The following is a 610-nucleotide window of genomic DNA, read 5'->3' as shown; positions in this document are numbered from 1 at the left end:
AGGATCAGCCCCTCGTCGCGGAGGATCCGCAGCACGGTCGCCTGCGAGACCCGGTGACCATCGTGGCGGGTCATCGCCCAGACCTTCCGGTGCCCCCACGCCGGATGCGCCGACGCGTGCTTGACGACGACGTCGCGGACCGCGACACGCGCCGGCTGCGGCCACGGCCCTTTCGGCGGGCGGTCCAGCTTCGCTTTGGCCTGCCAGCGCCGATACGAGCGTTCGGGCACACCGATCAGCTCCACGAACCTCGCGGTCGGCATGCCCGCATCCCGGCGGATCACCTCGAGGTCCTCGAAGGGCCCAGCCGGCCCTCCGCGCTCTTCTTCCACACCCGGATCTCGACCGCGGCCTCACCGAGCGCCTGGGTCAGATCCGCGACCTCCGCCTCGAGCTGCTGCTCACGGGTCGACAGGCCAGACTTCCCCGCCGCGAGCCCCGTCTTCCCGGCCTCGAGGAAGTCCGCCTTCCACCGACCGATCGACTGCTCGCTCACCTTCTCGCGACGAGCGGCCTCCGCGATCGAGACCTCGCCAGCGAGGATGCTCAACACGATCCGCGTCTTCTTCTCCACCGGGATCACTGGTGGTCTTCCCATGTCGGACTCTCC

At 69.8% G+C, this 610-nt stretch carries 2 protein-coding genes; both read right to left on the bottom strand.

The annotated features are described in order from the left end of the window. The coding region (locus ACWKWX_RS32700) for an IS3 family transposase (RefSeq protein ID WP_483829938.1) at positions 1-284 on the bottom strand (284 nt) is incomplete at its 3' end. Further along, a partial coding sequence (locus tag ACWKWX_RS32695) for a transposase (protein ID WP_483829937.1) occupies positions 281-610 on the bottom strand: 330 nt, incomplete at its 5' end. The genes ACWKWX_RS32695 and ACWKWX_RS32700, both read right to left, overlap by 4 nt.

It is taken from the genome of Pseudomonas imperatae, assembly GCF_057128625.1.
The sequence above is the reverse complement of the archived record's forward strand: the minus strand, read 5'-3'. Positions and strand labels throughout refer to the sequence as shown.